The organism is Achromobacter xylosoxidans A8 (assembly GCF_000165835.1).
Lineage (GTDB): Bacteria > Pseudomonadota > Gammaproteobacteria > Burkholderiales > Burkholderiaceae_B > Achromobacter > Achromobacter xylosoxidans_B.
The window spans coordinates 922,983-946,900 of record NC_014640.1; the positions used below are offsets into that span (position 1 = coordinate 922,983).

The window sequence follows — 23,918 nt, forward strand, 5'->3', positions numbered from 1 at the left end:
TCAGTTGCGCACGTAATAGATACGCATCGCCTGCTGTTTCTGCGCGCCGTCCAGTACGCGCAGCACCACGACCTTGGCCGTGAAACCATCGGGCAGCTTCAGCTGGCCCAGCGCGTAGTCGTAACGGTCGACGTTCAGGGCAGGGCCTTCCGGCGTGACGGTGGCGGCGCGGCCATTGGGATAGGTGCCGTCGATGGAGAAGGTCAGCGTGCCCTTGAACGGGGCTCCCTGGCGCTCTTCGCGCATGACCAGCACCTGGTAATCCAGCAGGCCGGGCGCGCGCTTGAAGGTGGCGGAGCGGATACCCAGGTTGCCGCCGCGCGGGTCGGCCGGCATGGCGTCCTGGAACAGCACCAGTTCCTTGTTCAGCGTGTCGATCTTGCTGCGGGCGTCAGAAAGGTCGGCGGTCAGTTTTTCGTGGCCGGACTTGTTGGCGTCGCGCTGCTGGGTGGCTTCCTCGAGCTGGCTTTGCAGGCGCTGGCGCTCAAGATTTGCCGTGCTGAGTTCGCTGTGCAATTGCTCGGACTGTTCCACGGTCAGGCGTTGCGGACCGTAGTTGGTCTGCAGGAAGAGCACGCCGCCGGCGCCCAGGGCGATGCCCACCAGCAGCAGGACCAGCCAGCGCGGCATGCGGCGCGTGCGTTGGCCGGGCTGGTACACGGAGGGCTTGAACACAGCCCGTTGCGATCTTCCGAACATCCCCATTCCTAGAAAACTTCCTGTATGTTTGCTCGCCCGCGCGCAGCGCGCGCAGGTCAAAGCGCTAGAGAATACCCCGTTAGCCGGGGCGGTTGGGTGCGCGGACAAGCCTGGTTGCGCACCTTGATATTGTGAAATATGTGGACATCAGCGGCCCTGTCCGTTGAGTTCGGCATCCAGGTCCGCCAGCCGCTGCGGCGTGCCGACATCCGTCCATTTGCCCGCATGGCGCGCGCCGCGCACCAGGCCTCGGGCCATGGCCTGCCGCAGCAAGGGAGCCAGGGGCGCCGCCGCGCCCCGGGGGACGTCGGCGAACAACGAGGGATGGTAGACGCCGATGCCCGCAAAGGTCAAACGAGGTTCGCCCTGGGCATGGACGCTGCCGTCGGCCTCAAGCCGGAAATCGCCGGCCGGGTGCTGCGGCGGATTGTCCGACAGCAGCAGCCAGGCGCCGCCGTCGGGGAGGACGCTTGCCAGATCGTTCGCCGCAGCGGGATCCCAGTCGCACCACACGTCGCCGTTGACGACCAGGAAAGGCTCGCCGCCCAGCAGGGGCAGCGCCTGGGCGATGCCGCCAGCGGTTTCCAGCGCGGTCGCTTCCGCCGAATAGCGGATCCGCACGCCGTGCGCGGCGCCATCGCCCAGCGCCCGCTCGATCTCGTGGCCGAGCCAGGCATGGTTGATGACGACGTCGCGGATGCCGGCGGCCGCCAGCCGGCGCAGGTGCCAGACGATCAGCGGCTGGCCGCCCACGGCCAGCAGGGGCTTGGGCAGGCGGTCGGTCAGCGGGCGCATGCGTTCGCCGCGCCCCGCCGCGAGGATCATGGCCCGCATCAGAACGTGTACCCGACGCTGACCTGGCGGTCGTCCAGCTTGTCCAGCAGGCGCAGCAACGGCGTGAAGACGCTGTAGCGCTGGGCCACCTGGCGCACGTAGCCGTTCATGCGCGGCATGTGGGCCAGGTAGTGCGCCTTGCCGTCGCGGTGGTTCAGGCGGGCGAACACGCCCAGGATGCGCAGGTTGCGCTGCAGGCCCATCCATTCATAAGCGCGGTGGAATTCGGCGAAATCCGGATCCACCGGCAAGCCCGCCGTCCGCGCCATTTCCCAGTAGCGGATGGCCCAATCCAGTTGCTGGGGCTCTTCCCATGTGGTGCGGGCGTCGGTCACCAGCGAGGCCAGATCGTAGGTGATGGGACCGATGAGCGCATCCTGGAAGTCGATGATGCCGGGATTGGGGCCGTATTGCGGCTGGTCGCAGACCATCAGGTTGGGCGAGTGGTAATCGCGGTGCACCAGCACCTGGGCCTGTCCGCCATTGCTGGTGGACAACAGCGCGAAGATCTTTTCCAGCGCGTTCGCGGTCTTGTCGTCCAGCGTCACCCCGTGGTGCTTTTGCACGTACCACTCGGGGAACAGCTTGAGCTCGTCGGCCAGACGGGTGGTGTCGTAGGTGCCCAGGCTAGTGGTGGATGCCTGCTGCAGGCGGACCAGCGCGGCCAGGGCCTCGCGGTACAGCGTCTGCAGTTCGCTGTCCGGCAGTCCCGCCTGGATTCGCTGGTAATAGGTCTGTTCGCCCAGGTCGGACAGCAGCAGCAGGCCCTGGTCCAGGTCCTGTTCCAGCACGGCGGGCACGTTCAGCCCGACGTCCGCCAGCAGGCGGTCCACGTGCAGGAAGGGGCGGCAATCCTCGTGCGCGGGCGGGGCGTCCATGACTATCAGGGTGCGCTCGCCGGCGTCCAGCCTGAAATAGCGGCGGAAGCTGGCGTCGGCCGACGCCGGACGCAGCGTGTCGATGGCCAGGTTCAGGCTGGCGGGCAGGCTGCCCAGCCAGTTGCGGATCAGCTCCAGGCGGGGGTCGTGATCGTTTTTCAAGGAAGATCCGTGTCAGAAAGGCAATATTGCTGAGAATTGTGTTCCGAGCACATAAGTCTGGGCCTATGGCGCGGCTTCTCTATAATACCGGCTCGTTTCCGTTAGCATTGGCCCTCCGTGGGTGCCGGTGTCGCGTTCCCACCATCGTCAAAAAGGGCTGTTTTCACTCGTGCGCAAGGTTCGATGGTTGATCCTCTCTGCTGTCAGTGTCGCCGCCGGAGCCGTCCAGGCCCAGGGTAGCCAGGGCAGCGTTCCCGCCGCGTCGTCGACCTCGGCGACCCCCGTGTTGCGCACTTCGCCGGGCTTGCGGATGCACCGCCTGCCGGACGACAGCATTCCCGCCTTCATGGAGGCGGACTCCATCGACGGCGATCCGGACTCCGACCTGACCCTGACCGGCAACGCCCAGGTGCGCCGCATCGACAGCGTGATCAAGGGCGATCGCATCAACTACCGCAAGGACACGGGCGAAGTCGACGTCCAGGGCAGCGCGCGCATGATGCGCGACGGCACCCTGGTGATCGGGCCGAACGCCAAGTTCAACGTGGACAAGTCCTCGGGCGAGATTGAAAAGCCGAATTTCTGGATGGGCGCCAACGGCGGCTTCGCCGTCGCCGAGCATGCGGACATCTTCAGCCGGTCGCAGATGCGGATGCACACAGTGACTTATAGCGGCTGCGCCTGCGAAACGCCGTCCTGGTACATCAAGGCCAAGACCGTCGACATCGACTACGACGAGAACGAAGGCGTGGCGCGCAGCGGCGTGCTGTATTTCAAGGACGTGCCCATTCTGGCGTCGCCCTACATGACCTTCCCGGTCAAGAAGGAGCGCAAGTCGGGCTTTCTGATGCCGACTTACGGCACGACCAGCCAGGGCGGCTTCGATTTTTCGATTCCGTATTACCTGAATCTGGCGCCGAACTATGACATGACCGTGCAGCCGCGCTACTTCTCCAAGCGCGGGCTGCAGATGGGCGGGGAGTTCCGTTATCTCGGCAGCACCTATAGCGGCATCCTGGATGGCACCTACCTGCCCAATGACAAGCTGACCGACAGCGACCGTTGGATGTACTGGTGGCGCCACCAGCAGATGCTGCCCTACGGGTTCTATGCGGACTGGGATATCGCGAAGGTGTCGGATGACAACTACTTCCGCGACATTTCGCAGCTGGGCCTGAACCAGGCCTCGACGACCTATTTGCCGCAACGCGCGCGGGTGGGCTGGACGTCTGCGTCCGGCTATTGGAGCGGCTATGTGCAGGTCCACAAGTATCAGACGCTGCAGGATCCCGATGCTCCGCTGGCGCCGCCGTATGACAAGGAGCCGGAACTCGCCTTCCGCGGCGCCCGCTATGACTGGGGCGGTTTTGACGTCGACTGGACTTCGACGGCCGTGCGCTTCCGCAGGTCGTTGTTCGACGGCCAGCGCTTGGGACCCGATGGCAACCGCTTCCAGACCTATCCCACGGTTTCCTACCCCATCGTCAAGCCGGGCTGGTTCATCGTGCCCAAGGCGGGCGTCAATTACACGCAATACGACACCGACTGGTACAACCTGAGCCCAGGTACTCCGCGCTCCCAATCCCGTACGGTGCCGATCATGTCTCTGGATTCGGGGCTGATCTTCGAGCGCGATACTTCGCTGTTCGGCAAGGCTTCCACGCAGACCTTGGAGCCGCGCCTGTACTACCTGTACGTGCCCTACCGCGACCAGTCCAAGCTACCCGTCTACGATACCTCCCTGGCCGATTTCAGCTTCTCGCAGGCGTTCGATGAGAACATCTATACCGGCGGGTGGGACCGTATCGCGAATGCAAACCAGCTGACCGCGGCGTTGACCACGCGCTGGCTCGATGCCGATACCGGCTTCGAACGTTTGTCGCTGGCAGTGGCGCAGCGGTTCTATTTCGCGGACCAGAAGGTCACGCTACCCTACGAGACACCGCGCGAAAACGTGCGCTCCGACTTTTTGGTTGGGGCTAGCGCAGCCTTGACCGATACGCTCAGCACGGAAGTCGCGGCCCAATACAACCCCTATGACAACAACTGGTCACGCGGTTTGATCAGCGCGCGTTGGTCCCCCCAACGTCTGACCACGGTCGCCTTGTCCTATCGCTATCAGCGTGACCCCCAGCCGGGTGTCGCTTATCAACCCCAAGGCCAGAACCAGGTCAGCATGGCGGTCCAATGGCCGTTCAGCAAGCGTTGGTACGGTGTCGGACGGGTGGACTATTCCTTGCGTTCCGGACCGTCGAGCACGATCGCCAATACGACGGACTCTCCGCGGGTGACGCAGGCCATCGCTGGCCTGGAGTACAAGGGCGATTGCTGCTGGGTGGGCCGCGTGGTCTACCAGCGGTACGCTATTTCCGCCACGGACGCCAACTCCGCAGTGTTCTTCCAGCTTGAGCTGACCGGCCTGGGTTCCCTCGGAACCGACCCGATGAACCTGCTGAACAGAAGTATCCCCGGCTACTCGCGCATTACGCCGCCAGTGCCCACCGGGACCACATTTGAAAGGTATGAATGATGCGTAGGTTGCACTCTTTGCGCCGCCTCTCCGGCAATGCGCTGCTGCTGGCCGTGTGCGCCGGCTTGCCCATGGCCCATGCGGCCGAGCAGGGTGGCAAGGCCGCGAGCAATGGCGCCAAGCCGAATCCCGCCGCGCAGAAGAATGCCGCGCCGGCGCCCGCGCCGCAGCGCGAGCAGTTCGTCGACGGCATTGCCGCCGTGGTGGACAAGGACGTGATTACATTGCGTGAATTGCGCGATGCGTCCCTGCGTATTTCAGGCGAGTTGAAGTCCCGCGGCATCCAGGTGCCCGATGACCAGACCCTGCAGCATCAGGTGCTGCAACGCCTGATCATGGAGCGCGTGCAACGCCATGAAGCAGACCGCCTGGGCATACGGGTGGATGATGCGCAAGTCGATCAGGCCATCCAGACCATCGCCGCCCGCAACAAGATCACCGTGGCCCAGTTGCGCCAGGAGATCGAAAAATCCGGCACGCATTGGGATGGCTACCGCAAGTCGTTGCGCGATGAGATCCGCACCGACCGCCTGCGCCAGCGCGCGGTGGACTCCACGATCGTGATTTCCGATGCCGAAGTCGATGCCTTCCTGAAGGACCAGCGCCGCAATCCGGCGTTCGGCGCGGCGCCGCAGGCGGCCCCGCAGCCGCAGCCGCAGGCCCAGCCGCAACCCGAGCCCCAGCAGGCCGCCGCGCCGTCGGGCCCGATGCTTTACGCCCTGGCCCAGATCCTGGTGCGGGTGCCTGAAGGCTCGTCGCCCGAGCAACTGGCCGCACTGCGCAAGAAGGCCGAAGGCCTGCTGGCGCAAGCCAAGCGCGGCGACGACTTCGCCAGCCTGGCTGCCGCGGCCTCGGACGGTCCCGAAGCCTTGCAGGGCGGCGTCATGGGCGTGCGCCCGCTGGACGGCTGGCCCGACCTGTTCGTGCAGGCCGTCAGCAATCTGCAGAAAGGGCAGGTCAGCAGCCTGATCCAAAGCGGCAACGGCTTTCACATCATCAAGGTGATGGACCGCGGCACCGCCCAGCCCGCGCCTGCCCGCACGGCCCGCGCCCCGGCGCCGGCCCAGGCGCCGCAGCCCGCCGCCGCGCCCGCGCAGGCGCCTGCGCACCAGGGCCCGGTGGAAGTGATGCAGACCCGCGCCCGCCACATCCTGATCAAGACCTCCACCGTTATGAGCGACGAACTGGCGCGTCAGCGCCTGGAGCAGGTCCGTCAGCGCCTGGTGAGCGGCGGCGCCAAGTTCGAGGACATGGCGCGCCAGTATTCGCAGGACGCCACCGCCCCGCAAGGCGGCGAACTGGGCTGGCTGAACCCGGGCGAAACCGTGCCGCCGTTCGAGGCCGCCATGAACGCCTTGAAGCCGGGCGAGATCAGCCAACCGGTGCAATCGCCCTTTGGCTGGCACCTGATCGAAGTGGAAGAGCGCCGCCAGCACGACGCCACCGACGACATGGCCCGCATGAAGGCTCGCCAGATCCTGTTCGAACGCCGCGCCCAGCCCGCGTTCGAAGATTGGCTGGAGCAGCTGCGCGCCCAGGCCTACATCGACAACCGCCTGGAAAAGCAGCAGAAGATCCAGCAGAACAACCGTTAAACGCATTACAGGCTTTACATGTCACAGCACCAGGCGCGCAAGCGTTTCGGCCAGAACTTCCTGACCGACGAGAGCGTGGTCGAGTCCATCGTCCGGGCGGTTTCGCCCGCCCGCGACGACACCGTGGTCGAGATCGGCCCGGGCTTGTCCGCGCTTACCCGGCCGCTGCTCGAACGTCTGGATCATCTGACGGCGGTCGAGATCGATCGCGACCTGGCGGCGCGACTGCGCAAGCAGTTCGACGCCAGCCGCCTGACCGTGGTCGAGGCCGATGCGCTGACAGTGGATTTTTCCCAGTTCGGACCGGCGCTGCGGGTGGTGGGCAATCTGCCTTACAACATCTCCAGCCCGTTGCTGTTCCATCTGATGACCTGGGCCGGGCACGTCCGCGACCAGCATTTCATGCTGCAGCGGGAAGTGATCGACCGCATGGTCGCGCAACCTGGTTCAGGCGACTTCAGCCGCCTGTCGGTGATGCTGCAATCGCGCTACCGCATGCACAAGCTGTTCGACGTGCCGCCGGAAGCCTTCGATCCGCCTCCCAAGGTGGTGTCGGCGATCGTGCGCATGGTGCCCTTGCCGGCGGACCGCTTGCGTCCGGTCAGCGAGCGGGCCTTTGAAACAGTGGTGGCGCGCGCGTTTTCACAGCGGCGCAAGATGTTGCGCCGGGTGCTGGCGGACTGGGCTGCGCAAGTGCCTTGGGAAGCCCTGGATATCGCGCCCACGGCACGCGCCGAGGATATTTCGGTGGATCGCTATATTCGCCTGGCGGATGCACTGGTGGCGGCAGGAGTGCTGCAGGCCGGTTGAAGCTGGACCCCAAAAATCTAAAAGCCCGCTACTGAACTGACCCCCAGAAGTTGGATGATCAGAAGCTAAAGCCCGAAGGCCTGAGCTCGGTACTGCACCGGACTCAGGCCTTTTAGCTTGAGTTTGATGCGTTCGTGATTGTAATAACGGATGTACTGGCGGATGCCCGCCTGTAACTGCGCGACGTTTTCGAAGCGATTCAGGTGGAAGAATTCGGACTTCAACGTGCCAAAGAAGCTCTCCATGGCGGCGTTGTCCAGACAATTTCCCCTGCGCGACATGCTTTGGGTAAGCGACCGATCTGCCAGCATGCGGCGGTATTGGGGATGTTGATACTGCCAGCCCTGGTCTGAGTGCAGGATGGGGCTGTCGGTGGGCTTGAGCCGCGCCAGCGCTTTCTTCACCATGGTGCCAATAAGCTTGAACACTGGCCGTTGGCTGGTCTCATAGGCCACGATCTCACCGTTATACAGGTCCATGACCGGCGACAGATACAGCTTTTCGCCTCGTACCTTGAACTCGGTCACATCGGTAACCCACTTTTGGTTCGGCCGCTCAGCAACGAAGTCGCGCGCCAGCACGTTGGCCGCCACGTGATGCGACTGGCCTCGGTAAGAGCGGTACTTTTTGACTCGCACCAACGACTTCAGGCCCAGCCTCTGCATCAGCTTCTGTACCGTTTTGTGATTCACTAATTCCCCCGCCTGGCGTAACGCGGCCGTGATCCGGCGATAGCCGTAGCGGCCCTTGTGGCGTGCATAGACCGCACTGATGCGTGCCTTCAAATCAGCGTACTGATCGGCAGCGCCCTGCGCCTTCAGGTGATAGTAGAACGTGCTGCGCGACAGTTTGGCTGCGCGCAGCAACCGTTCCAGCGGATGCTTATGCCTCAATTCTTGGACCACTTGCGCTTTGCAACGAGCGCTTGGGTCTTTTCCGCTTCGATCAAGGCATCGAGCTTTTTTAGGTAGTCCAGCTCCGCTCGCAGGTTCGCGACCTCTTCGCGTAGCTCCTCCTCGGTCATGTCTTTGGGCACTGGCTCGGGGGGATACTTATGTGGCATGGCGCGTTGTCCTCTCGGCTGGGGCTCCAACGCCCCAATACCATGCTTATGATACTGAGCGCGCCATTGGCCTATCGAACCCGCTGACCGAATATCGTAGAGCGCGACCACCTCTCGGTCTGACAGCCCCTCCCGCTCGGCGTGCTTCAACACCCTCAGCTTGAACTGCGCGTCATAGTGACCGGACTTCTTGGCCAAGGCCGCGCGCCCATGGATCTGAAAACCCGACACCCAACGCCGCAGCATCGAGTAGTCGACCTGCAGTTCAGCAGCAATCAACTCAATACTGTGTTGCCCTGATAAACATTTCTTGACCGCGCGCAGCTTAAAGCGCTCGTCGTACTTCGTCATGTAAAAACCCCCGAAGGTTGGATCTACGTCCAACTTTCGGGGGTCAGTTCATACAGCGGGCTTTTTTCAATTCAGTGCCTACAGCATGCGTTTTTGCGCGGTCATCCAGAGTTGCATGACGTCGCGGGCGCGGTCGGCCAGCAGTTTTTCGGCATCGGTGAGCGCCTGTTGCAGCGTGATGGGGCCGGGGGCCAGGCTGAAGGCCGCGCTGATGCCGCAGGCATGCAGCGCTTCGTAGCCTTCGCCTAGCGATCCGGCCAGCGCCACGACCGGCACGCCCGCGCGCTGCGCGATCTTCGCCACGCCAGCGGGGGTCTTGCCGCGCAGGGTCTGCGCATCCATGCGGCCTTCGCCGGTGAACACCAGGGTAGCGCCCTCGATCGCCTGAGCCAGGCCGCCCAGTTCCGCGACAATCTCCACCCCGGGGCGGAAACTGGCGTTGAGGAAGGCCTTGGCCGCAAAGCCCAGGCCGCCCGCGGCGCCCGCGCCGGGTTGGCCGCGGTGGTCGGCGCCCAGGTGCTTCGCGCACACGTCGGCGAAGTTCGTCAGCATCTGGTCCAGGATCTGCACTTGTTCGGGTGTCGCGCCCTTTTGCGGGCCGAACACGTGCGAAGCGCCCTGAGGGCCGCACAAGGGGTTGTCCACGTCCGAGGCAATGTCGATGCGGATCTCGGCCAGGCGCGGATCCAGGCCGCGCGTATCGATGCTGGCCAGCTTGCCGAGCGCGCCGCCGCCAGGCGGCAGGCTGCGGCCATCCGCATCCAGCAGGCGCACGCCCAGGGCCGTCAACATGCCGGCGCCGGCATCGTTGGTGGCCGAGCCGCCCAGGCCCAGGATGATGCGCTTGGCGCCCGCGTTCACGGCGGCCAGTATCAGTTCGCCCACGCCATGGCTGCTGGCGCGCATCGGATCGCGCTTGGAGGGCGCGATGAGTTCGAGGCCCGCCGCCGCGGCCATTTCGATCACCGCCGTGCCATCGTCCAGCAGCCCCCACACGGCGTCGACCTTGTAGCCCAATGCGTCGTTCACCGTCAGCTGCTGTTCCTTGCCACCGGTTGCGGCGAGCACGGCTTCCACCGTGCCTTCGCCGCCGTCGGCCATCGGAATACAGACCGTATGGGCGCCGGGGATTGCGGCCTTCACGCCGCGCGCAATGGCTGCCGCGGCATCGGGCGCGGACACGCTTTCTTTGAAAGAGTCGGGGGCGATGACGATTTTCACGGGTTCAGTCGAGCTCGTTTTTCGGTTGGGATGATGCCCATGATACCTGCGTGAGCGCGGCCGGCGTACCATAGCGTTTTTGTCGTTTTAGCGAGAGTGGATCGTCATGCCCGTATTGCGCCGCACCAAAATTGTCGCCACCCTGGGACCCTCGACTTCGACGCCCGAACGCATTGAAGCGCTGATCCGCGCGGGCCTGGACGTGGCCCGCCTGAACTTTTCGCACGGCAGCCCGGACGACCACCGCGAGCGCGCTCGCATGGTGCGCGAGATCGCCGCCAAGCAGGGCCGCTTCGTCGCCATCATGGGCGACCTGCAGGGGCCCAAGATCCGTATCGCGCGCTTCACGGACAAGCTGGTCCAACTGCAGGTCGGACAGCCGTTCACGCTGTCGCGCGTGCATCCCAAAGAGGCCGGCACGGCCAGCATCGTCGGCATCGATTACCCCGAACTGGTGCAGGATTGCCGTGTCGGCGACGAGCTGCTGCTGGATGACGGCCGCGTGGTGCTGGTGGTGGACAGCGTCGAAGGCGACGAGGTCCACACCACCGTGACAGTGGGCGGCCCGTTGTCGAACAACAAGGGCATCAACCGCCGCGGCGGCGGCCTCTCCGCGCCCAGCCTGACCGACAAGGACCGCGTCGACATCAAACTGGCCGCGGAAATGAATCTGGAATACGTGGCCGTGTCGTTCCCGCGTTACGGCAGCGACATCGACGAGGCCCGCACGCTGCTGGCGGCAGCCGGCAGCCAGGCCTGGATCATCGCCAAGATCGAGCGCGCGGAAGCCGTGGCCGACGATGAAGCGCTGGATGCCCTGATCCGCGCCAGCGACGGTGTGATGGTGGCGCGCGGCGACCTGGGCGTGGAAGTGGGCGATGCCGAACTGGTGGGCATCCAGAAGCGCATCATCCAGCACGCGCGCACCCTGAACAAGGTCGTCATTACCGCGACGCAGATGATGGAGTCCATGATCTCCAGCCCCATGCCCACGCGTGCCGAAGTGTCCGACGTGGCCAACGCGGTGCTCGACTACACCGACGCGGTCATGCTGTCGGCGGAGAGCGCATCGGGCCAGTATCCGGTGGAAACCGTGCAGGCCATGGCTCGCGTCTGCCTGGGCGCGGAAAAGCACCCTACCTCGACCAAGTCGCATCATCGCCTGGGCGAGACCTTCACGCGTTGCGACGAGACTATCGCGCTGGCGGCCATGTACGCGGCCAATCATTTTCCAGGCGTCAAGGCCATCATCGCGCTGACGGAAAGCGGCCATACGCCGCTGATCATGTCGCGCATCCGTTCGGGCGTGCCGATCTATTGCTACAGCCCGCATAGCGCCACGCAGAACCGGGTGGCGATGTTCCGCGGGGTCTACACCGTGCCGTTCTCGCCGTCGGACTACGAGCCCGCCGACCTGAGCAACGCCGCCATCGACGAACTGCGCAAGCGCAATCTGGTGCAGACCGGCGATTGGGTGATCCTGACCAAGGGCGACTTCTACCGCGACAGCGGCGGCACCAATGGGATGAAGATCCTGCTGGTGGATTGATGCGAGGAGGGCAGGGGCGCCATGCCGGCGTTTCCTGCCGCCCCGACGAGTCTCAGCCGAAGAACCAGTAGCACACGCCGATGGCCGCCAGCACGCCGGCCAGGTCGGCGATCAGGGCGCAGCCCACCGCATGGCGGGCCCGCAGGATGCCCACCGATCCGAAGTACACCGCCAGCACGTAGAAGGTGGTTTCGGTGCTGCCCTGGACCACTGCGGCCAGCAACGCCGGAAAACTGTCCACGCCGAAATGCGCCATGGTTTCCAGCATCATCGCGCGCGCCGCGCTGCCCGAGAAGGGCTTGACCAGGGCGGTGGGCAGGGCGTCCACGAAGCGCGTGTCCCAGCCTGCCTGCACCGCCAGCCAGCGGATGCCGTCGAGCAGGAAATCCAGCGCGCCCGAGGCGCGCAGCACGCCCACCGCGCACAGCATCGCGACCAGATAAGGCAGCAGGCTCTTGGCGATGTCGAAACCTTCCTTGGCGCCTTCGATGAAGGCCTCGTAGACCGGCACCTTCTTCCAGGCGCCCGCGATCAGGAAGGCCAGCAGGATGCCGAACAGCGTCAGATTGCCCAGCAGCGACGACAGCGAGGCGATGGCGGCGGCCGACATGCTGGCCAGCAGCGCCATGAAGCCGCCCATGAGCAGCGCCGCACCGCCCAGCCACAGCATGACGACGGGATCGATCAGGCGCAGCCGCTGGCAGGCCGCCACGGCCAGAAAGCCCGCCAGGGTCGATGCGCTGGTGGCCAGCAGGATGGGCAGGAACACCAGCGTCGGGTCCGCCGCGCCCTGCTGCGCGCGGAACATGAACAGCGTCACGGGCAGCAGGGTCAGCGACGAGGCATTCAGCACCAGGAACAGGATCTGCGCGTTGCTGGCGGTTTCGGGCGTGGGATTCAACGACTGCAGTTCGCGCATGGCGCGCAGCCCGATGGGCGTGGCGGCATTGTCCAGCCCCAGCCCGTTGGCGGCGAAGTTCAGCGTGATCAGGCCGATGGCGGGATGGTTGCGCGGCACCTCGGGCATCAGGCGCGCGAACAGCGGCCCCAGCACGCGCGCCAGCCTTTCCACCAGCCCGGCACCCTCGGCGATGCGCAGAAAGCCCAGCCACAGCGTCAGCGTGCCGAACAGCAGCACCATCACTTCCACCGACACGCGGGCCATGTCGAACAGGCTGGCCACCATCAGGCGGAAAACCTCGGGGTCGCCGATGATCAGCCAGCGGTACAGCGCCGCCGCGGCCGCGGTAAGGAAAAAGCCCAGCCAAAGTTTGTTCAGCATGCGGAGACTGCCCGGATAGCGATGGATTGCGCGCTGCGCGCCGTCGCCCATTGTCGCAGAGTCGGTAGGCCGCAGCTTGGCCCGGCGCCGCCAATTCTGGTACTTTGACCTGATACGCCCTGAGGCCTGGGGCCATAACAGTGAGGAAAACTCATGGACTTCAATGCCTGGCGCCGCCGCCGCATCTCGGAACCCGCTTATCGCTGGGCGCGCAACGCGCTGCCGGCCATGTCGGCCACGGAGCGCGAGGCCATCGAAGCCGGAGACACCTGGTGGGACGCGGACCTGTTCACCGGCAACCCCAATTGGCGCAAGCTGCTGGACGTGCCCGCCGCCACGCTGACCGCGGACGAGCAGCGCTTCATCGAGGGCCCGCTGGCGCGGCTCTGCGCCATGCTGGACGAATGGGACATCACCTGGAACCGCCGCGACCTGCCGCCGGAAGTATGGGATTTCCTGAAGGCCGAACGCTTCTTCGGCATGATCATTCCGCGGCGCTACGGCGGCCTGGGTTTTTCGCCCTATGCGCACTCCGAGGTCGTGCGGCGCATCTCGGCCTATTCCATCACCGCGGGCGTCACCGTCATGGTGCCCAATTCGCTGGGGCCGGGCGAATTGCTGATGCAGTTCGGCACGCCGGCGCAGCGCGATTATTGGCTGCCGCGGCTGGCGGACGGCCGCGAGGTGCCGTGCTTCGGCCTGACCAGTCCCGAGGCCGGTTCGGACGCCGCGTCCATGGTGGATACCGGCGTGGTCTGCCGCCAGGTGGTCGATGGGCGCGAACTGATCGGCATCCGGCTGAACTGGCACAAGCGCTACATCACGCTGGGACCGGTGGCGACGGTGCTGGGCCTGGCCTTCAAGATGTCGGACCCGGACGGCATCCTGGGCGGTCCCAAAGACATCGGCATATCGGTCGCGCTGGTGCCGACCGAAGCGCCGGGCGTGGAGATCGGACGCCGCCATCTGCCCGCCATGCAGGTCTTCCAGAACGGCCCCAACCGCGGGCGCGACGTGTTCGTGCCGCTGGACGCGCTGATCGGCGGCGCCGAGCGCGCCGGACACGGCTGGCAGATGCTGATGAGCGCGCTGGCGGCGGGCCGCGGTATTTCGTTGCCTTCGCTGTCGGCCGCCGCCGCCGCGATGTGCGCGCATACCACTGGCATGTATGCCCGCGTGCGCGAGCAGTTCGGCATCCCGGTGGGCAAGTTCGAGGGCGTGCAGGAAGGCCTGGCGCGGCTGGCGGGCAATGCCTACCTGGTCGAAGCGGCCCGGCGCCTGACCTGCGCCGCGCTGAACCAGGGCGTCAAGCCGGCGGTGGTCTCGGGCATCATGAAGTACCACGCCACCGAGCGCATGCGCGGCTCGGTCAACGACGCGATGGATATCCATGCCGGCCGCGCCGTCATCGACGGCCCCAGCAACTACCTGGGCGCGCTCTACCGCGCCGTACCCATCGCCATCACGGTCGAGGGCGCCAACATCCTGACGCGCAACCTGATCATCTTCGGCCAGGGCGCGATCCGCGCCCATCCCTACCTGATGCCGGAAATCCTGGCGCTGGGCAATCCCGACGAAGAACGCGGCATGGAGGTCTTCCACGACGTGTTCTGGCGCCACCTGCGCCACACCGGACTCAACGCGCTGCGCGCCATCGGCCGCGCATGGACTGGCGGGATGCTGGCGCCCGCGCCTTCATCCGGTCCCGTGGCCGGGCACTACCGGCGGCTGGGGCGCTATGCCTCGGGCTTCGCGCTGCTGGCCGATGCCACGCTGGCGCAGCTGGGCGGCGGCCTGAAGCGCCGTGAGATGATCTCCGCGCGCCTCGGCGACATCCTGTCCGAGCTGTACCTGCTGTCGGCGGTGCTCAAGCGCTGGGAGGACGAGGGCCGCAAGCATGATGACCTGCCGCTGGTTCGGTGGTGCATGGAGCAGGGCTACGCCAGCATCGAGAAAAGCATGGACCAGGTCCTGCGCAATTTGCCGGGCCGCGTATTGTCATGGGGGCTGCGCGTCGCCATCCTGCCGCTGCGCCTGGCCAAGGGACCGGATGACGCCCTGACCCGGGAATGCGCGGAACTGCTGCTCAAGCCGTCGCCCACGCATGTGCGCCTGGCGGCCGACCTGCACCGCGAGGCCGGCGCGGCCGGTGACGATCCAGTGGGCCTCTTGACCCGCGCGTTCGCGCTGGCGGACGCCGTGCAGCCGCTGCGCGACCGGGTGCGTCAGTCCGGCGTGCGTGATTGGCGCGAAGCCCACCAGCGCGGCGCCATCACCGACGCGCAGGCGGCCGAATTGGAACAGGCCGAGGCCTTGGTGTCGCGAGTGCTGCAGGTGGACGATTTCGCGCCCGAGGAGCTGTCGCCGCAGGCCGCCAAGGCGGACCCGGGCGAGGCTTAGGCTAGAGACGCAGGCTCCCGCAACGCGGGAGCGAGGCCTCAGTCGTCCTGGTTCGGATCCATGTCCGGGAACAGGATCTCGGTGAATCCGAACTTGCTGAAGTCCTGGATGCGCGACGGATAGAGCCGGCCGATCAGGTGGTCGCATTCGTGCTGCACCACCCGGGCATGGAAGCCGTCGGCTTCGCGCTCGATGAGCTGGCCGTAAGGGTCGCGTCCGCTGTAGCGGATGCGGCGGTAGCGCGGCACCAGGCCGCGCAGGCCCGGCACTGACAGGCAGCCTTCCCAGCCGTCTTCCATCTCGTCGGACAGCGGCGTGATGACGGGATTGCACAGGATGGTCTGCGGCACGGCGGGCGCGTCGGGATAGCGTTCGTTGCGGTCGAAGCCGAAGATCACCAGTTGCAGGTCCACGCCGATCTGCGGTGCGGCCAGGCCCACCCCTTGCGCGGCGGCCATGGTTTCGAACATGTCGTCGATCAGCGCGTGCAGCTCGGGGGTGTCGAAGCGTTCCACGGGCGCGGCCACGCGCAGCAGCCGCGGATCGCCCATTTTCAGGATGGTGTGGATCATGGGGTGTCTTCCTGGCGTCAGCCGCGCGGGGCTCAGTCCTGGCGGCCTTTCTTCTGGATGAATTCGATCTTGTAGCCGTCGGGGTCCTCGACAAAGGCGATGACCGTCTTGCCGTGCTTCATCGGGCCGGCTTCGCGCGTGACCTTGCCGCCTTTTTCCTTGACCTTGTCACAGGCTTCGTAGGCGTTGTCCACTTCCAGGGCGATGTGGCCGTAGCCGGTGCCCAGGTCGTACTTGTCCGTGTCCCAGTTGTGGGTCAGTTCGATGACGGCGCCTTCGGTTTCGTCCTGGTAGCCGACGAAGGCCAGCGTGAACTTGCCGTCGGGGTAGTCGTTGCGGCGCAGGACGCGCATGCCGAGCACGTTGGTATAGAAGTCGATGGACTTGTCGAGGTTGCCGACTCGCAGCATGGTGTGGAGCATACGCATGGGATGTTTTCCTTAAGCGGTGAGGGGGAGCGGGAAGAATGCGCCGTTGCCGGCGGCTTCCCGGGTGATGCCGATGTCGCGCAGCGCGCCGCCCATGGCGTCGACTGCTTGCCGCATCTGGTCGGGCCCGAAGGCGCCGATGCAGCCGACCCGGAACGAAGGTTGTTCGGTGTTGTAGAAGTTGCTGAGCACGTAGCCGCGGCGCTTGAGGGCGTCCACGAACAATTGCAGGTTCCAGGTCGGGGCGTCCGGGGCGCGGACGTTGACGACGATGGGGCCCTGCAAGGCAGGCGGCAGGTACGGGGTCAGGCCCAGCTCCCTGACGCCATCATATAGCGTGCGCATATTGCCCGTGTAGCGCGCCAGGCGCGCCTCGCGGCCTTCCTCAAGGTGCAGCGCCAGCGCCACGGCCAGCGCGGCCAGCGTGGGCGCGGGCGGCGTGAAGCGCGGGCCGGCGTTGGGCTGCAGGCTTTGCTGATAGATGTCCGCCAGGTCCAGCGACCAGCTGCCGGCGACGCCGCGCGCGGCTTCCAGGCTGTCGCGCCGGGCCACCACGAAGGCGGCGCCGGGCATGCCTTCCAGGCACTTGTTGGCCGTCAGCACCACCGCTTCCACGGCGGGCAGGGCACGCAAGTCCAGGGGCAGCGCGCCGAAGGCGGACACGGCGTCGACGATAACGCGGCGGCCCAGCGTGTGCGCGATGCGCGCCAGTTCAGGCACGTCGTGGCAGATGCCGCTGCCGGTTTCGCTGTAGACCAGGGCCAGGTGCGTGAGCGTGGGGTCTTGTTCCAGCGCCTTGGCGACTGCTTGCGGATCGATCCGCTCGGTGGCGCCCACGGACAAGGGTACGGCCACACGGCCCGCGTCGCCGGCCAGTTTCTGCAGGCGGGCGGCATAGGCGCCGGTGGAGGGCGCCAGCAGGCGGCCGCCGGCGGGGATGAAGCTGCGGATTGCGGCTTCCACCGCGAAGTGGCCGCAGCCCGGCAGCGCCAGCGCGGCGTGCTCGTCGGGGGACGCCTGCGCCGCGTGCAGCACGCCGTCGCAGACCTGCCGGTAGGTCTGGCGGAAATCGTTGTCCCACGGCGCATAGTCTTGCGCCATGGCGGCCTTCACCCGCGCGTCGGTCGTGACCGGGCCCGGAATCAGCAGCAACATTTTCGTGTCTCCTGGATGCCTCAGAACTGAGGCAAGGATGCGGGGTCGTGGCGCCGCAGGATGTTCTTGGCGTCTTCGAAGTCGGGCAGGATCTGCCCCACTTCGCGCCAGAAGTCCTGACTGTGGTTCATTTCGCGCAAATGGGCAAGCTCGTGCGCGATGACGTAGTCGATGATGGCGGGCGCGAAATGGATCAGGCGCCAGTTCAGCATGATGTTGCCGTCGCTGGTGCAGGAGCCCCAGCGGGTGGCGGCCGACGACAGGCGCCAGCGCTGGATCTTCAGTCCGCTGATCTGCAGGAAATGGGCCAGGCGGGCGCCGAACCAGGCGCCGGCGCGCTGCTGCAACCAGGCTTGGGCCGAATCGCGGATACGGCCCTGGTCCGCCGAGGACGGCAACGCCAACCAGAGGGTGTCGCCATCCTGGGGGGCGTCCGCATCGCCGGACAGGTTGGCCTGGCGGCTGTCGCCGCCCACGCCGATGACGATGCGCTTGCCCAGATAGGGCAGCTCGCCGCCGGGCTGCCAGCGCGTATGCGCCATGGCCAGCTGCTGCTTGCGGGCGTGCCATTCGCGCAGCTTGGCCAGGATCCAGCGGGCCTTTTCGCGCACGGCGTCGTCCACCTGCGTCAACGTGACCCAGTTGGGGGCCGTGACGCGCAGGCCGTCGTCGGTGATCACGAAGCCGATGCTGCGGCGGCGCGAGCGCAGCAGCACGAAGCCTATGGGTTGTTGCTCGGTCGAAACCTCGCGCCAGCGCGCGCCGGGCGGCAGCGGATCGGGGCAGGGCGTGGGGACGCGCGCCGCCGCGTTGGGCGAGGGCGTTAGCAAAGGTTCGCTCGTGGCCGCGGTGGCTGGCGGCAGATCGGGGAAGAGGGGCTTGGGCGGCGTTGCCCGGGGCGGGGCCGGCGGCTTGGGCGCGGCGCTCAGCGGCGACGCGCCTGCGGGCGCGTCGTGCTGCTGTTCATCGAACAGGAGTTCGAGCTGATCAGTGCTGGCCATACCTTTCTGGATTGAGACGCCGCATTTCCCCTTCGATCCAGTCCTGAACCTTCTGGTTCAGTTCGTCGGGGGAGAGTCCCTTGGATTCTATCGCGGGACCGATGGAGACGGTAACCATGCCGGGATACTTTATGAAAGCGTTGCGGCGCCAGCATTCGCCGGCATTGTGCGCCACCGGGATGACGACCGCGCCGGTGCGCGATGCCAGCAGCGCGCCGCCCATCTTGAAGCGGCCGGTCTTGCCGGGCGGGACCCGGGTGCCCTCGGGAAACAGCAGGGGCCAGCGGCCTTCGTCCAGGCGGGTCTGGCCCTGCTTGACCACCTGCTCGAAGGCGTCGCGGCCTTTGGCGCGGTCGATCGGGATCATGCGCAGCAGCGCCAGGCCCCAGCCGAAGAACGGCACCATGTGCAGCTCCCGCTTGTAGACGAAGCAGACTTCGCGCGGCATGTAGGCCGGGAAGAACAGCGTTTCCCAGGCCGACTGGTGCTTGGACAGCAGCACCGCGGGGCCGTCGGGCAGGTTTTCCCAGCCCTTGACCTGCCAGCGGATGCCGCAGAAGAAGCGCGCGCCCCAGATGGCCAGGCGCGGCCAGCCCACGGTCAGCTTGTAGCGCCAATGCAGCGGCAGCGGCGCCCACAGAATGCAGGCGAAGGCGTAGGGAATGACCGTGACGGCCAGGAACAGGAAGTACAGCAGCGAACGTAGCCGGGCCATCGGATCAATGGTCCTGCAGCAAGGTATCGACCACGGCCGACAGATCGTCGCTCACGCGGGTGTTGTCGGGCAGGCCACCCTTGGCCAATGTTTTCTTGCCATTGCCGGTCAGCACCAGCCAGGGCGAGCAGCCGACCGACGACGAGGCTTGCAGGTCGCGCAGCGAATCGCCCACCGCCGGCACGCCGGCCAGGTCGACGTCGTAGCGGTGCCCGATCTGTTCGAACATGCCGGGCTTGGGCTTGCGGCAGGAGCAGTTGTCGTCCGGGCCGTGCGGGCACATGAAGACCGCGTCGATGCTGCCGCCCGCGGCGGCCAGCTCGCGCCGCATCTTGGTGTGGATGGCGGTCAGCGTGTCCATGTCGAACAGGCCGCGCGCCAGGCCCGACTGGTTGGTGGCGACCACCACCTTCCAGCCCGCCTGCGTCAGCCGGGCGATGGCGTGCAGGCTGCCGGGCAGGGCGATCCATTCGTCGGGATTCTTGACGAACGAATCGCTGTCCTGATTGATGACGCCGTCGCGGTCTAGGATGATGAGTTTCACTGTGCCAGCCTGGAGATGTCAGCGACCTGGTTCATCAGGCCATGCAGCTGGCTCAGCAGGGCCAGCCGGTTGGCGCGCACGGCCGGGTCTTCGGCCATGACCATGACGTCGGCGAAGAAGGCGTCCACGGGCTCGCGGACCTGGGCCAGCGTGCTCAGGCTGCCGGCGAAATCGCCAGCGGCCAGTTGCGCCTCGGCCTTCGGGCGCAGCGCGGACACGGCGGCGGCCAGGGCCTTTTCGGCCGGTTCCACCAGCGCGGCGTCGTTCACGGCGCCGATCTCGCCTTCGGCCTTCTTGAGCAGGTTGCCGATACGTTTGTTGGCGGCGGCCAGGCTGGCGGCCTCGGGCAGTTGCGCGAACGCGGCGGCGGCGCGCACGCGCTCGGCCACCTGGTGCAGCGGCGGGGTCAGCGCGACCACGGCTTCGACGGCATTGCGGTCGAACTCGTTGATCAGCTGGTTGCGGTAGCGCTCATAGATGAAGGCGCGGACTTCGGGCAGCGTGTCGGCAGGGATCTTGCCGGCGGGGAAGGTACCCGCCGCCAGTTCCAGCAGGCCGTCCAGCGACAGCGGGCCAGCCTCGCTGATCTTGAGCCAGCCGCCCGCGGCCAGTTGCTCGAAGGCGCTGATCAGGCCCAGCGCGGCGCGGCGCAGGCCGAAGGGGTCGCGTTCGCCGGTGGGTGCCAGGCCGATGGCCCAGATGCCGACCATGGTTTCCACGCGCTCGGCGACGAACAGGACGGCGGCGGTCAGCGTGTCGGCGGTGACGGGCGCGTCGTAGCGGTTGCGGTACTGCGTGCGCAGGGCCTGCACCACGCTGTCGGGCTCGCCGTCGCCGGCCGCGTAGTAGGCGCCCATGACGCCTTGCAGCTCGGGGAATTCGCCCACCATGTTGGAGCCCAGGTCGGCCTTGGCCAGCATGGCCGCGCGGTCGGCGGCGGAGACGTCGCCGCCCAGCAGCTCGGCCACGCCGCGGGCAATGGCGCGCACGCGCTCCACGCGTTCCAGCTGGGTGCCCAGCTTGTTGTGATAGACGATGGAACCCAATTGCTCGACGCGCGCCGCCAGCGGGGTCTTGCGGTCGGTTTCGAAGAAGAACTGCGCATCCGCCAGGCGCGGGCGCACCACGCGCTGGTTGCCTTCGACAATGTTCACCGGATTGTCGGTGTGCATGTTGCTGACGATCAGGAAGCGGTGCGTCAGGCGGCCGCTGGCCGGATCGAACAGCGGGAAGTACTTCTGGTTCAGGCGCATGGTCAGGATCAGGCATTCCTGCGGCACTTGCAGGAACTGCTCTTCGAACTGGCCCACGTAGACGGTGGGGTGTTCGACCAGGGCCGTGACTTCGTCCAGCAGCGCGGCCACTTCGGGATCGTCGCCCAGCGTGGCGTTGAGGCGGCCGGCATGGTCCAGCAACTGGCGCTGGATCTCGTCGCGGCGGCCTTCGAATGAGGCCATCACGCGGCCCTTTTCGGCCAAGGTGGCGGCATAGGCGTCGGCGTCGGCGAAGGACACGGGACCCGCGCTCATGAAGCGGTGGCCCAGCGTGTCGCGGCCGGCGGCCAGCCCCAGCGCGGACACCGGCACCACGTCGGCGCCGAACAGCGCGACCAGGCCGTGCGCCGGGCGCACGAACTTGACGGAGGTGACGCCGTCGGCCAATTGGTAGCGCATGACCTTGGGGATGGGCAGGCCGTTGATGGCGGCATCGATGCCTTCCTGCAGGCCGGCGGCCAACTGGGCGCCGGCGGCGGTGCCGCGCGCGACCAGGTAGTCCTGCTTGCCGTCGGACTCGCGTTCCAGGGTTGCCAGGTCGATGTTTTCCAGGCCCTTCGCGGCCAGCTTCTTTTGCAGCGCGGGCGTGGCCTTGCCGTCATCGGTCAGGCCGATCTTCACCGGCATCAGCTTTTCGGCATAGGGCTGGTCCGGCGCCTGCGCCAGCACGGCGGACAGGTGCACGGCCAGGCGGCGCGGCGTGGAATAGGCGGTCATGGCGCAGCCGGCGGCCAGCAGGCCGTGGCGCTCCAGCGTGGCGCGCACGCCTTCGGCAAAGGCCTGGCCCAGCTTTTGCAGGGCCTTGGGCGGAAGTTCTTCGGTCAGCAGTTCGACCAGCAGCGGGCGGATGTTCGTCGTCATTTATGCTGCCTCCCCGGCGGCCTTGTCGCGGCCCAGCATGGGAAAGCCCAGTCGTTCGCGGGAATCGTAATAGGCCTGCGCGACGGCGCGCGACAGGTTGCGGATGCGGCCGATGTAGGCGGCGCGCTCGGTGACGCTGATCGCGCCGCGCGCGTCCAGCATGTTGAACGTGTGCGCGGCCTTCAGCGCGGCCTCGTAGGCGGGCAGCGCCAGCGGCACTTCCATCAGGCGCTTGGCCTCGGCTTCGTAGTCATTGAAGTGCGAGAACAGCATCTCGGCCGACGAATGTTCGAAGTTGTAGGTGGACTGTTCCACTTCGTTCTGGTGGAACACGTCGCGGTACAGCACGCGGTTGCCGTTGGCGCCTTCGGTCCAGACCAGGTCGTAGACGCTTTCGACGTCCTGCAGGTACATGGCCAGGCGTTCCAGGCCGTAGGTGATTTCGCCGGTGGTCGGCGTGCAGTCCAGGCCGCCCACTTGCTGGAAGTAGGTGAACTGGGTGACTTCCATGCCGTTGAGCCAGACTTCCCAGCCCAGGCCCCAGGCGCCGAGCGTGGGGTTTTCCCAGTCGTCCTCGACGAAGCGGATGTCGTGCTGGGCCGGGTCGATGCCCAAGGCTTTGAGCGAACCGATGTACAGGTCCAGGATTTCCGGGGGCGCAGGCTTGAGCACGACCTGGTATTGGTAGTAGTGCTGCAGGCGGTTGGGGTTTTCGCCGTAGCGGCCGTCCTTGGGGCGGCGCGAGGGCTGCACATAGGCCGCGCGCCAGGGCTCCGGGCCGATCGCGCGCAGGAACGTGGCGGTATGCGAGGTACCGGCGCCGACTTCCATGTCGTAGGGCTGCAGCAGGGCGCAACCCTGCTTGTCCCAGTATTCCTGGAGCGTAAGGATGATTTGCTGAAAGGTGAGCATAGGATTCTTGGAATTCGGCCGCCGGGCCAGGCTTGCCCTGGGCGTGGGAAACCCGGCATTTTAACTGGCCTGGGGCGCGCCGGCTTCCGAAGGCGGGGCGGACGGTTACATCTAGGCCTGCGGGGCGGCTCGTTGGGGGACAGTGTGCCGCTGGTGGACGCCTCGCGGGCCTCGCCCTGCGCCTGCAAACCAATGATCGTATGATTCCAGGTTGCGTACCAAGTCTTATATAAAACCCGGAACCCGATTCCGAGAATTCCCGGAAGGAGCAGTCCCATGTCAGACCTGATCAAGGTAGAAGTCACCGACGGCATCCAGATCATCACGATCAACCGTCCCGAGGCCAAGAACGCCATCAACCTGGAAACCGCGCAGGCCCTGGCCGCGGCGCTGGACCAGCTGGACAGCCGCGACGACATCCGCATCGGCATCCTGACGGGCGGCGGCGGCACGTTTTCGTCGGGCATGGACTTGAAGGCCTTCGCCAAGTCGGGGCAGCGTCCCTACGTGGAAGGCCGCGGTTTCGCCGGCCTGAACGAACGGCCTCCCAAGAAGCCGCTGATCGCCGCGGTGGAAGGCTATGCGCTGGCCGGCGGCTGCGAAATGGCGCTGGCGTCCGACCTGATCGTGGCGGCCAGCAATGCCAAGTTCGGCCTGCCGGAAGTCAAGCGCGGCCTGGTGGCCGGCGCTGGCGGCATGCTGCGCCTGCCGCGCCGCCTGCCGTACCACATCGCCATGGAAGTGATCCTGACGGGCGAAATGCTGACGGCCGAGCGCGCCTATTCCTTCGGCCTGGTCAACCGCATCACCGAGCCGGGCGCTGCCCTGGCCGGCGCGCTGGAACTGGCCCGCGCCATCGTCGAGAACGGCCCGCTGGCGGTGCAGACCGCCAAGAGCGTAGTTGCGCAGTCGGGCGACTGGGACCAGGCCAGCATGTTCGACCAGCAGCGTCCGCTGATTGCGCACATTTTTTCGTCGGCCGACGCCAAGGAAGGCGCCACGGCTTTCGCCGAGAAGCGCAAGCCCGTCTGGCAAGGGAAATAAAATAGGCTTCAAGCACCCGCGCGCGGCCGGTTCTGCCG

20 protein-coding genes are annotated in these 23,918 nt (G+C 66.4%); 6 read left to right on the top strand and 14 right to left on the bottom strand.

All coding sequences use genetic code 11. The features are described 5' to 3' along the window. The 3 genes from AXYL_RS04300 to AXYL_RS04310 form a co-directional block, all read right to left on the bottom strand. Positions 1–699 (bottom strand): DUF6776 family protein, encoded by a 699-nt coding sequence (locus AXYL_RS04300; RefSeq protein ID WP_013391599.1) that lies wholly within the window; start codon positions 697–699, stop codon positions 1–3. 147 nt (positions 700–846) lie between these two features. Next, a complete protein-coding gene (murU, locus tag AXYL_RS04305; protein ID WP_013391600.1) occupies positions 847–1,533 on the bottom strand; it encodes an N-acetylmuramate alpha-1-phosphate uridylyltransferase MurU in 687 nt (228 codons plus the stop codon). Further along, complete coding sequence (locus tag AXYL_RS04310; RefSeq protein ID WP_013391601.1) at positions 1,533–2,573, bottom strand: aminoglycoside phosphotransferase family protein; 1,041 nt, start codon at positions 2,571–2,573, stop codon at positions 1,533–1,535. Before AXYL_RS04310 ends, murU begins: the two co-directional genes overlap by 1 nt. Positions 2,574–2,742: 169 nt before the next feature. On the opposite strand from AXYL_RS04310, the gene AXYL_RS04315 reads away from it, so the two are divergent. Genes AXYL_RS04315 through rsmA form a run of 3 tightly spaced genes read left to right on the top strand, consistent with a single transcriptional unit; the run spans position 2,743 to position 7,508 of the window. Then, positions 2,743–5,103: an LPS-assembly protein LptD gene (locus AXYL_RS04315; protein WP_041652258.1), complete on the top strand. Its 2,361-nt coding sequence runs from the start codon at positions 2,743–2,745 to the stop codon at positions 5,101–5,103. After that, on the top strand, positions 5,100–6,698 hold the full coding sequence (locus tag AXYL_RS04320) for a peptidylprolyl isomerase (RefSeq protein WP_013391603.1): 1,599 nt from the start codon (positions 5,100–5,102) through the stop codon (positions 6,696–6,698). Before AXYL_RS04315 ends, AXYL_RS04320 begins: the two co-directional genes overlap by 4 nt. Before the next feature lie 18 nt (positions 6,699–6,716). After that, entirely contained in the window at positions 6,717–7,508 is a 792-nt protein-coding gene (rsmA, locus tag AXYL_RS04325; RefSeq protein ID WP_013391604.1) for a 16S rRNA (adenine(1518)-N(6)/adenine(1519)-N(6))-dimethyltransferase RsmA, read from the top strand. Between the two features lie 65 nt (positions 7,509–7,573). On the opposite strand, the gene AXYL_RS34245 is transcribed toward rsmA, so the two are convergent. Next, a protein-coding gene (locus tag AXYL_RS34245) for an IS3 family transposase (protein ID WP_085947818.1) occupies positions 7,574–8,922 on the bottom strand; the annotation gives its coding sequence in 2 pieces (ribosomal slippage) (positions 7,574–8,475 and positions 8,475–8,922; 1,350 coding nt in all). A 78-nt stretch (positions 8,923–9,000) separates the two neighbouring features. Further along, positions 9,001–10,143, bottom strand: a complete 1,143-nt coding sequence (locus AXYL_RS04340) for a glycerate kinase (RefSeq protein WP_013391607.1) — start codon at positions 10,141–10,143, stop codon at positions 9,001–9,003. 106 nt (positions 10,144–10,249) lie between these two features. Between AXYL_RS04340 and pyk the strand changes: the two genes are divergently transcribed. Further along, positions 10,250–11,692 (top strand): pyruvate kinase, encoded by a 1,443-nt coding sequence (pyk, locus tag AXYL_RS04345; protein ID WP_013391608.1) that lies wholly within the window; start codon positions 10,250–10,252, stop codon positions 11,690–11,692. 52 nt (positions 11,693–11,744) lie between these two features. On the opposite strand, the gene AXYL_RS04350 is transcribed toward pyk, so the two are convergent. Beyond that, positions 11,745–12,974 (bottom strand): nucleoside recognition domain-containing protein, encoded by a 1,230-nt coding sequence (locus AXYL_RS04350; RefSeq protein WP_041654907.1) that lies wholly within the window; start codon positions 12,972–12,974, stop codon positions 11,745–11,747. 153 nt (positions 12,975–13,127) lie between these two features. Here AXYL_RS04350 and AXYL_RS04355 point away from each other — a divergent pair, with 153 nt between their 5' ends. Beyond that, positions 13,128–15,374 carry an acyl-CoA dehydrogenase gene (locus tag AXYL_RS04355; protein WP_013391610.1) on the top strand — a complete coding sequence of 749 codons (2,247 nt, stop codon included), beginning with the start codon at positions 13,128–13,130 and terminating at the stop codon, positions 15,372–15,374. Between the two features lie 38 nt (positions 15,375–15,412). Here the strand turns inward: AXYL_RS04355 and def are convergent, their stop codons facing one another. The 8 genes from def to glyQ are packed head-to-tail and all read right to left on the bottom strand — an operon-like array spanning position 15,413 to position 22,836. Continuing rightward, on the bottom strand, positions 15,413–15,946 hold the full coding sequence (def, locus tag AXYL_RS04360) for a peptide deformylase (protein ID WP_013391611.1): 534 nt from the start codon (positions 15,944–15,946) through the stop codon (positions 15,413–15,415). A 32-nt stretch (positions 15,947–15,978) separates the two neighbouring features. Further along, positions 15,979–16,374 (bottom strand): lactoylglutathione lyase, encoded by a 396-nt coding sequence (gloA, locus tag AXYL_RS04365; protein WP_013391612.1) that lies wholly within the window; start codon positions 16,372–16,374, stop codon positions 15,979–15,981. Between the two features lie 12 nt (positions 16,375–16,386). Then, positions 16,387–17,529, bottom strand: coding sequence for a 2-aminoethylphosphonate--pyruvate transaminase (locus AXYL_RS04370; protein WP_013391613.1), 1,143 nt, complete (start codon positions 17,527–17,529; stop codon positions 16,387–16,389). Between the two features lie 20 nt (positions 17,530–17,549). Further along, positions 17,550–18,530 (bottom strand): M48 family metallopeptidase, encoded by a 981-nt coding sequence (locus tag AXYL_RS04375; RefSeq protein ID WP_013391614.1) that lies wholly within the window; start codon positions 18,528–18,530, stop codon positions 17,550–17,552. After that, the gene (locus AXYL_RS04380; protein WP_013391615.1) at positions 18,517–19,245 is read right to left on the bottom strand and encodes a lysophospholipid acyltransferase family protein; all 729 of its coding nucleotides are present in this window, start codon (positions 19,243–19,245) and stop codon (positions 18,517–18,519) included. Before AXYL_RS04380 ends, AXYL_RS04375 begins: the two co-directional genes overlap by 14 nt. A gap of 4 nt (positions 19,246–19,249) precedes the next feature. Then, entirely contained in the window at positions 19,250–19,789 is a 540-nt protein-coding gene (gmhB, locus tag AXYL_RS04385; protein WP_013391616.1) for a D-glycero-beta-D-manno-heptose 1,7-bisphosphate 7-phosphatase, read from the bottom strand. Next, positions 19,786–21,924, bottom strand: coding sequence for a glycine--tRNA ligase subunit beta (glyS, locus tag AXYL_RS04390; protein ID WP_013391617.1), 2,139 nt, complete (start codon positions 21,922–21,924; stop codon positions 19,786–19,788). Before glyS ends, gmhB begins: the two co-directional genes overlap by 4 nt. Beyond that, positions 21,925–22,836, bottom strand: coding sequence for a glycine--tRNA ligase subunit alpha (gene glyQ, locus AXYL_RS04395; RefSeq protein WP_013391618.1), 912 nt, complete (start codon positions 22,834–22,836; stop codon positions 21,925–21,927). Positions 22,837–23,112: 276 nt separating this feature from the next. Here glyQ and AXYL_RS04400 point away from each other — a divergent pair, with 276 nt between their 5' ends. Continuing rightward, positions 23,113–23,880, top strand: coding sequence for a crotonase/enoyl-CoA hydratase family protein (locus AXYL_RS04400; RefSeq protein ID WP_013391619.1), 768 nt, complete (start codon positions 23,113–23,115; stop codon positions 23,878–23,880). The last annotated feature ends 38 nt before the right edge of the window (positions 23,881–23,918 follow it).

What these genes read in the sequence shown, in the direction of transcription:
- AXYL_RS04300 (WP_013391599.1), bottom strand. Translation starts at nt 699, where the DNA reads ATGTTCGGAAGATCGCAACGGGCTGTGTTCAAGCCCTCCGTGTACCAG.
- murU (WP_013391600.1), bottom strand. Translation starts at nt 1,533, where the DNA reads ATGCGGGCCATGATCCTCGCGGCGGGGCGCGGCGAACGCATGCGCCCG.
- AXYL_RS04320 (WP_013391603.1), top strand. Translation starts at nt 5,100, where the DNA reads ATGATGCGTAGGTTGCACTCTTTGCGCCGCCTCTCCGGCAATGCGCTG.
- rsmA (WP_013391604.1), top strand. Translation starts at nt 6,717, where the DNA reads ATGTCACAGCACCAGGCGCGCAAGCGTTTCGGCCAGAACTTCCTGACC.
- pyk (WP_013391608.1), top strand. Translation starts at nt 10,250, where the DNA reads ATGCCCGTATTGCGCCGCACCAAAATTGTCGCCACCCTGGGACCCTCG.
- AXYL_RS04350 (WP_041654907.1), bottom strand. Translation starts at nt 12,974, where the DNA reads ATGCTGAACAAACTTTGGCTGGGCTTTTTCCTTACCGCGGCCGCGGCG.
- AXYL_RS04355 (WP_013391610.1), top strand. Translation starts at nt 13,128, where the DNA reads ATGGACTTCAATGCCTGGCGCCGCCGCCGCATCTCGGAACCCGCTTAT.
- def (WP_013391611.1), bottom strand. Translation starts at nt 15,946, where the DNA reads ATGATCCACACCATCCTGAAAATGGGCGATCCGCGGCTGCTGCGCGTG.
- gloA (WP_013391612.1), bottom strand. Translation starts at nt 16,374, where the DNA reads ATGCGTATGCTCCACACCATGCTGCGAGTCGGCAACCTCGACAAGTCC.
- AXYL_RS04370 (WP_013391613.1), bottom strand. Translation starts at nt 17,529, where the DNA reads ATGTTGCTGCTGATTCCGGGCCCGGTCACGACCGACGCGCGGGTGAAG.
- AXYL_RS04375 (WP_013391614.1), bottom strand. Translation starts at nt 18,530, where the DNA reads ATGGCCAGCACTGATCAGCTCGAACTCCTGTTCGATGAACAGCAGCAC.
- AXYL_RS04380 (WP_013391615.1), bottom strand. Translation starts at nt 19,245, where the DNA reads ATGGCCCGGCTACGTTCGCTGCTGTACTTCCTGTTCCTGGCCGTCACG.
- glyS (WP_013391617.1), bottom strand. Translation starts at nt 21,924, where the DNA reads ATGACGACGAACATCCGCCCGCTGCTGGTCGAACTGCTGACCGAAGAA.
- glyQ (WP_013391618.1), bottom strand. Translation starts at nt 22,836, where the DNA reads ATGCTCACCTTTCAGCAAATCATCCTTACGCTCCAGGAATACTGGGAC.
- AXYL_RS04400 (WP_013391619.1), top strand. Translation starts at nt 23,113, where the DNA reads ATGTCAGACCTGATCAAGGTAGAAGTCACCGACGGCATCCAGATCATC.